The following is a 7223-nucleotide window of genomic DNA, read 5'->3' as shown; positions in this document are numbered from 1 at the left end:
TCAGGGAAAAAGTCCAGGGATTTTCCCCCCGACCACTCCCATATCTGGTACTTTTTGATTGACAAAAAGTCTAAAAGTCTTACCCAACAAGGTTTTTAGATTTATTCAGCAAGCCCTAATTAAGCCGATTTCCCAGATAGTTCGCAGTTGTGTTCCTTCCCGTTCTGGTATCGTCCAACAATCTTTGACTGGCTCCGACCCACCTTCGGCTCGAAAAAACTTGGCTGGCAGCCTTTTCAATCCTTACCTTCTCAGTTATATGGTACATCAATCGGATTAATGAGATCTTCAACGGTCGCCCAGAAATTACTGGGAGTACCGCCCTTCGATTGGCGAAATATTGGCAAGTTTCCCCATATTTCCGGCTGAACCTGCAAATTCGTTACGATCATCTCCCCCCGCAAGGCGCACGAAGTGGTCTCCCCCCGCAACGCGCACGAAGTGGTCTCCCCCCGCAACGCGCACGAAGTGGTCTCCCCACTCCCCCATCACCCCACTTCATAATTCATAATTCATGAATTGCCCCTACTCCCTACTCCTGTCCCCTAACCCACCCTACTGATACGGATATCCCCCTTCCGGCTAATGTAAAGAAAACGTTACAGTAACAGGTAAAGCCCAGTAGCCAGGAAGCCGTAGATCATGTTTGAATACTTTAACCAGAAAGCTATCAAAGCGGTGATGTTCGCCCAAGAGGAAGCCCGTCGTACCGGTCACAGTGTCGTGGGTACGGAGCATTTACTGTTAGGATTGATAGGAGAAGCCACCGCCACCGCAGCCTTAATTCTCAAGGATTTAAAAGTTACCCTGCACGAAAGTCGCCGCCTGATTGAAGGAATGACCGGCCGCGGCACGGGTTACAGTCCCGTTAATATCCCTTTTACCCCGAAAGCGAAAAAGATGTTCGAGCAAGCATTTCAGGAAGCTCGACAATTAGGGGAAAATGCGATCGCACCTGAACATCTATTACTCGCTATCACCAGCGATCCCGAATCCCTAGCCGCTAAAATTTTAATTATGCAGGGTGTTGATTTGATCAAACTTCGCGGCCTTTTAATTAAAAATGCCGGGGAAAAAGTCGCTAGTGGTCGCTTAACGGGAATGGGTGATTATAAAGACCAGAAAAATGCTCCCCAAGACGGGATTTTATCCCAATATAGTCGCAATTTAAGCCAAGAGGTCAAAAATGGCAAAATTGACCCTGTAATCGGTAGAGAGCCAGAAATCGAGCGAGTTGTCCAAATTTTAGGCCGTCGTACCAAAAGTAACCCGATTTTACTCGGTGCGCCGGGGGTGGGGAAAACAGCGATCGCTGAAGGGTTAGCACAACGCATCCATAATGGCGATATTCCCGATCTTTTGCAGGATAAACAGGTAATTGCCCTCGATATGGGGTCTTTACTGGCGGGAACCCGTTTTCGCGGCGATTTTGAGGAACGTTTAAAGGGAATTGTGGAGGAAGTTCGCAAATCGGGCAATATTATCCTGTTTATTGATGAAATTCACACTCTTGTGGGTGCTGGTAGCATGGGAGGAGCCATGGATGCTTCTAACTTGCTTAAACCTGCTTTAGCTCGCGGGGAGTTACAGTGTTTAGGGGCAACAACTCTCGATGAGTATAAACGGCATATTGAGCGAGATGCGGCTCTAGAAAGACGTTTTCAGCCAGTTATGGTGGGAGAACCGACTAAAGAGCAGGCGATCGAGATTTTACGCGGTTTAAAAGCCACCTACGAGGATTTCCATCAGGTAAAATACGATCAAAAAGCGATCGAAGCTGCCGTTAATCTATCCTCTCGCTATATCAATGATCGCTTTTTACCGGACAAAGCGATCGATCTTCTCGATGAAGCGGGATCCCGCACCCATCTACGCTATTCCCTGCAAAGTACAAGTCCTGCGGAGGTTAGGGAAGAATCACCCCTAATTAACCCCGAATCTTTAATTCCAGTGGTGGATGCGGAGGAAATTGCCCAAATTGTCGCCGCTTGGACAGGTATTCCCGTTAGCCAATTAACTGAAACTGAGTCGGAATCGCTCTTAAATCTGGAATGTCAACTGCACGAGCGGATTATTGGCCAACAGGAGGCAGTAAATGCCGTTTCTCGTGCTATTCGTCGAGCGCGAGTAAATTTAAAGAATCCTAACCGTCCGATTGCCTCGTTTATTTTTGCCGGTCCCACGGGAGTCGGTAAAACTGAATTAACGAAAGCCTTAGCTAAGTTGCTCTTTGGCTCGGAATCCAGTATGATTCGCCTAGATATGTCGGAATTTATGGAATCCCACACGGTTTCTAAATTAATTGGTGCGCCTCCCGGATACATCGGTTACAATGAAGGCGGTCAGTTAACGGAAGCAGTGCGTCGTCAACCCTATAGAGTGGTCTTGTTTGACGAAATCGAGAAAGCACATCCCGATGTTTTTAATCTTCTCCTGCAACTGTTAGAAGATGGTCATTTGACCGATTCCCAAGGTCGTCGGGTGGACTTTAAGAATACCCTAATTATCATGACCTCGAATATTGGCTCAAAAGTCATCGAAAAAGGCGGTAATAGCTTAGGATTCGAGATTGCTGACGATTTTGCTCAATCGCGCTACCAACAGATTTCTAATCGGGTGACAGAGGAGTTAAAACAATATTTCCGTCCCGAATTTCTCAACCGTCTCGATGAAATCATTGTTTTCCGACAGTTAACTCGCGAAGAAGTTACCCAGATTGCCGATATTCTGATCGCGGATCTAGCCAAACAATTGACAGAAAAAGGCATTTCTGTGGAAGTTACCGCCGCTTTTAAGGATTTGGTCATCAATGAGGGTTATGATCCTAGCTACGGTGCGCGGCCTTTACGTCGTGCTTTAACTCGACGCTTAGAGGATAGTTTAGCGGTCGCGATGTTATCGGGAAAAGTCAATTCTGGAGACCATGCGATATTAGATGTAACTGCTGAAGCTGTGGTGACAGTCTCTAGTCATCAGCGCTCTGAGCAAAGCGATATTCTCTCGCAATTACAGTTACAACCGGTGGGTTAATCCCCTCAAAAATTGCTTTTTTCGGGGTTGAACATTTTTCAACCCCGACTTTTATCATCTAGGAAAAATAACTTCTAGGGGAGCGGGAATCATCTCGCTACGAAGGTCAAGAATCTGAACTAGGATTAAATAGGGTCTGCTGAAAAAGTTTTTCCTAGAAGCAGGGTGTGGCCCCCCAACCCCCCCGACATCGGGGGGGTTGGGGTTTTACCGATTTTGAGGGGGTAAATTACCTAATTTTCAGGGAAAAAGTAGCTGAATTTCCCCCTGATCACTCCCATATCTGGTACTTTTGGATTTCAAAAAAGGCTAAAAGTCTTATCCAGCAAGGTTTTTAGCTTTATTCAGCCAGCCCTATTTAGGGAACCAGCGTTCTTGAATTTGATTAATTGCCCAGCTTAAAATCGCCCCCGCAATTAAAATACTAATAGCAGGATTGAATAGGGGCAGCCAAAGACGCTGAAAAAGTTTAAATCCTAGGGGAATTCCCGTGGATTCACCGATAACAGCCACGGCAAACCAGAGAAAGCCCGCTATTACTAAAAACACATCAAATATTAAGATTCTATTCAACCACTTGACAAATTGCTCTTTCATTGCCTTAAAAACTTAGGTTATTTAACAGTTTATTCACGAAAAAGTATAGCACTGTCACCTTAATCCCAAGCTCTCCAGAGCCAAGCTAGTCCGGCAGTAATGATTAAAACTTTAGTTAACCAATCTCCCCAGCGCACATATAAAGTTCTCGTATCCCGTCGATAAATTGTTTCGCTATGGATTTGATATTTATCTAAATCCGATAGCCAAAGGTGATTACCGTGGGGATCGACAAAAGCAGAATAACCTGTATTGGTGGCCCGGGCCATCCATCGATCGGTTTCGATCGCTCGCATGGTATCCTGAGCATGGTGTTGAGCGGGCATGGCGTGGCTATAATGGGCGTTATTAGAAGCAGTAATAATAAATTCGCCTCCCCTAGCAGTTTGACGGCGAAAATGTTCGGAAAAAGCCGACTCGTAACAAATGCCCACAATTATTTGACCGAAAGGACTGTCAATAATTTGAGCGGGATCTCCCGGGATTAAGTGCGCTTGCAAGGGAGAAAGGCGATCAACAATTCCGCCCAAAATTTCCTGAAAAGGAACGTATTCGCCTAAAGGCACGAGAATTACTTTATCATACCGACTAATCACCTGTCCCTCGCCATCAATGGTCAAGAGACTATTGTTATAACCCTTGTCCACCTTGCCAAATGCACCCAACCAGAGCGGCGTTTTTTTGGCTAAAATTGCCGAATAAATCGAGCTATTATTGACTAAGTTCTCCCAATAGTAGGGTAAGGCCGTTTCAGGAGTTAAGACGGCATCTACTCCTCGATCGGCGAGAATTTGATAACCAGAGGTGTAACCTTCGAGCGCCTTTTGAAATCCTAGGGGCGAAAGTTTAATCGTGTTGGCAATATTGCCCTGAATGACGCCAATTTTTATCCCTAAATCCCTTGACTTTTCGATCGGTTTATGGTATGTGTTCCATCCCCAGAGATGGAGGCTAAAACAAATGAGGAGGGGTAAAGAGAGAAAAGCGAGATTTTGCCGCGATTGACGGATTAGGAGCAAGCTTTCGGCGATTAAACCGTTAACTGCCACAATTGCCGCCGTTACCGTCGTAAAACCCGATAATTTGCCCAATTGCAGAATCAATAAATTATGGGGACTTTGACTATAAGCAAGGGTAGTCCACCAGAGAGGGGATTGACTCCAGAGAGATTCTAACCCACACCAGAGGGCAGTGCCGATGAAAACCCGTAGGAGGGCATCCCGAAAAGATGACTGATTAACACTTTTGTTGACATAAAACATGACTAACGTCCAAGTTAGCACGATCGCCGTTCCCCAAAAAGTAATAAACAACCAACAAAACAGGGCAATTAACAAACTCGCTAACCAGGGGACACCCATCCACGTCATCGGGTGAATTCCCGTGATCCAGAATAAAGCGAGGCCATGGTAGGCAAAACCCCAACCAAAACCGTATAAAAGCTGTTTTTTTAGGGATTTTTCCGCTAATCTCACAACAATCCACAGGGGGACTAGAGAAATCCAAGCGAGTAACCACCAAGAAACCGGTGCTACTGTTAACCCCATCCCCACACCGGCCAAAATTGCCCAGAGAAAACGCACCATCTTTCACTCCAGTCAGGTTAAACTCCTCTGACCTACTAGATCAGAGTAGCTAGAGGGAAGACAAAACACAAGAGACATACAGAAGTTTTGGCTACATCTACAATAGATCAGTTAGCGAGTAAAAAAGCCCTTCCGTGAGATGCTATGGCAAGCTATAGACTCAGACAAACAAGGAGATGAGGAATGTCACCCTCACCCTGAAAGCCTAAACTCGGACTGAATAAGTGATTGAATACATGGATAATTTTAACCCCAAATTAACCGCTCTGGCTCTTGTCTTGAATGTCGAGGAAAATCTCGAAGATATTTTTCGGAAAATAGCTAGTATGAGCGCTCATCAATTGCGAGCGCGGCACTGTTCAATTATGTTAAGCTCTCCACAGGAATCAAAAGGGGAAATTACCGATTATCTAGAAGTTTTTGCCCATTATGATGATCTATCACCTTTGGCTGATCAAGAAATAATTAAACTCGATCAAGTTATTGCCGACAGTGTAGCGGTCACAGGAAAACCTTTACTAATTAAGGATATCACTCGATCGCCATTTTCCAGTGCAGCCCGTTATCCCAAAAAATCAAATAATAATAGTTTTATATCCGTACCGATTATTCTGAATCAGCAGGTAATTGGAGTAATTAATCTCAGTTTTCCCCTAGACAAAAAACATTTTGAACCATTAGATTTAGAAATCTTGCAGTTATTCGCTCAACAGGCTGCCCAATCCCTGCAAATTTTTCATTTGCAAGGGATGTTAAAATCTCGTTTTGTGGCGATGGCAGTGACTAGAGAAATAGCAGAAATTCAGTCCGAACATTTGATCGCTGTCCCTCCTTATCCCCCGAAATTAGCCAAAATTGTCGCTAAGGCTTTTTTTAAAGAATTAACTCAGGCCGGTTTTGGAACCCATCAAGTTATTGAGATTGCTAATGAGGTTTTGAATTTACTACAAAAGACCCTTAATAAACATAAAAATCGTCTGGAAGGAAAAGATTGAGCGCTAGTCAAGGGTTAAAACCTATTAACCTGCCACCCCTGTGCAGTCCTAAGAAGTAATTGAGATAGTTAACAGCTTAATTGGTTGTTGTTTACTGATTACCGCTGCCGTCCTGCCGTCCTAATTCATAGACACCACAGGCAACACAGGCGAGAATACCGACACTAATCGGCCAACTTTTTCCTAAACTAATCTCGATTAACCAATCGGAGAAACCGCCGAGAATGAGAAAGGGAATAATACTAAAGATAGAGGCATAAAAAGCATTTTGGGATTCTCTGGCGACGCGAGTTTTTTCAAACTCCTCTAGGGAAGTATAGAGGAAACGCTCGGCAAAATTAAACCAGCCATAGAAAATTTCTATAAACCAATTTCGCACCCCAGCTAACCCCAGATACAATGCTAAAGACCAGAGACAGCTACCGGCAATAAAGGCCGGGGAAATATTGATAGTGAAGGGCAGAAAGTCGATTACCATAAATGAGAGCCACAGGAGTGATAAATTTGAGCGAGCGGCTTGATCGATCTTAACAAGTCTTGACCCTGGCACCAAAAAGTTGACATCCTCACCGCCAGGGCCGGACGGTGATTTCCAAACCTGACGATTTGGGTTTCTGTTTGGGGTCCCTTGCCTGGTTTCGCGGCTGCCTTAACAGATTTACCCCCCTCTGGTCATCAGGTCGCCACCAGGACTGGGAAAATGGGGAAATGGGGAAATTCAACTAAAACCCCTTCGCTGTGATTTCTCTGTGTTCTGACATGGAGAGCTTTATTGTCAACTAATCTTACACCGCCCAAGGTGCGCCGCAATAGCGACTCTTGTTCTGGTGTTGGGTAAAATCGGTAGCGATCGGCTTTCCCCATACCTGACCTTCTGGCATATATCCTGTAAATGCGGGGAGCATCTCACCTTTGCAATGAGCATAAATACTTAGTGTAAAAATAGGCTTTTCGAGGGTAATTCTTGTTTTAATTCTCCATGTACGCAGTCTTTAAAAGCCTCGATTTCGTTCCA

5 protein-coding genes and 1 pseudogene are annotated in these 7223 nt (G+C 44.9%); 2 read left to right on the top strand and 4 right to left on the bottom strand.

Translation table 11 applies throughout. From position 1 onward, the window contains the following. Positions 1 to 642 precede the first annotated feature (642 nt). Positions 643 to 3030, top strand: coding sequence for an ATP-dependent Clp protease ATP-binding subunit (locus EWV68_RS08990; protein WP_287169546.1), 2388 nt, complete (start codon positions 643 to 645; stop codon positions 3028 to 3030). 354 nt (positions 3031 to 3384) lie between these two features. Here the strand turns inward: EWV68_RS08990 and EWV68_RS08985 are convergent, their stop codons facing one another. Then, positions 3385 to 3627: a DUF8620 family protein gene (locus EWV68_RS08985; protein WP_012265697.1), complete on the bottom strand. Its 243-nt coding sequence runs from the start codon at positions 3625 to 3627 to the stop codon at positions 3385 to 3387. A 59-nt stretch (positions 3628 to 3686) separates the two neighbouring features. Continuing rightward, positions 3687 to 5213 carry an apolipoprotein N-acyltransferase gene (lnt, locus tag EWV68_RS08980; RefSeq protein ID WP_287169545.1) on the bottom strand — a complete coding sequence of 509 codons (1527 nt, stop codon included), beginning with the start codon at positions 5211 to 5213 and terminating at the stop codon, positions 3687 to 3689. A gap of 236 nt (positions 5214 to 5449) precedes the next feature. Here lnt and EWV68_RS08975 point away from each other — a divergent pair, with 236 nt between their 5' ends. Beyond that, on the top strand, positions 5450 to 6208 hold the full coding sequence (locus tag EWV68_RS08975; RefSeq protein ID WP_061430162.1) for a GAF domain-containing protein: 759 nt from the start codon (positions 5450 to 5452) through the stop codon (positions 6206 to 6208). Positions 6209 to 6299: 91 nt separating this feature from the next. Here EWV68_RS08975 and EWV68_RS08970 read toward each other — a convergent pair whose 3' ends face one another. Both EWV68_RS08970 and EWV68_RS08965 read right to left on the bottom strand, forming a co-directional pair. After that, the gene (locus EWV68_RS08970; protein ID WP_002799133.1) at positions 6300 to 6686 is read right to left on the bottom strand and encodes a hypothetical protein; all 387 of its coding nucleotides are present in this window, start codon (positions 6684 to 6686) and stop codon (positions 6300 to 6302) included. A 269-nt stretch (positions 6687 to 6955) separates the two neighbouring features. After that, a pseudogene (locus EWV68_RS08965) lies at positions 6956 to 7072 on the bottom strand (helix-turn-helix domain-containing protein); the annotation flags it as partial. Between the last annotated feature and the right edge of the window lie 151 nt (positions 7073 to 7223).

Origin of the sequence: Microcystis sp. M_QC_C_20170808_M9Col (genome assembly GCF_007095495.1) — a bacterium.
Taxonomy (GTDB): Bacteria; Cyanobacteriota; Cyanobacteriia; order Cyanobacteriales; family Microcystaceae; genus Microcystis; species Microcystis aeruginosa.
The sequence above is the reverse complement of the archived record's forward strand: the minus strand, read 5'-3'. Positions and strand labels throughout refer to the sequence as shown.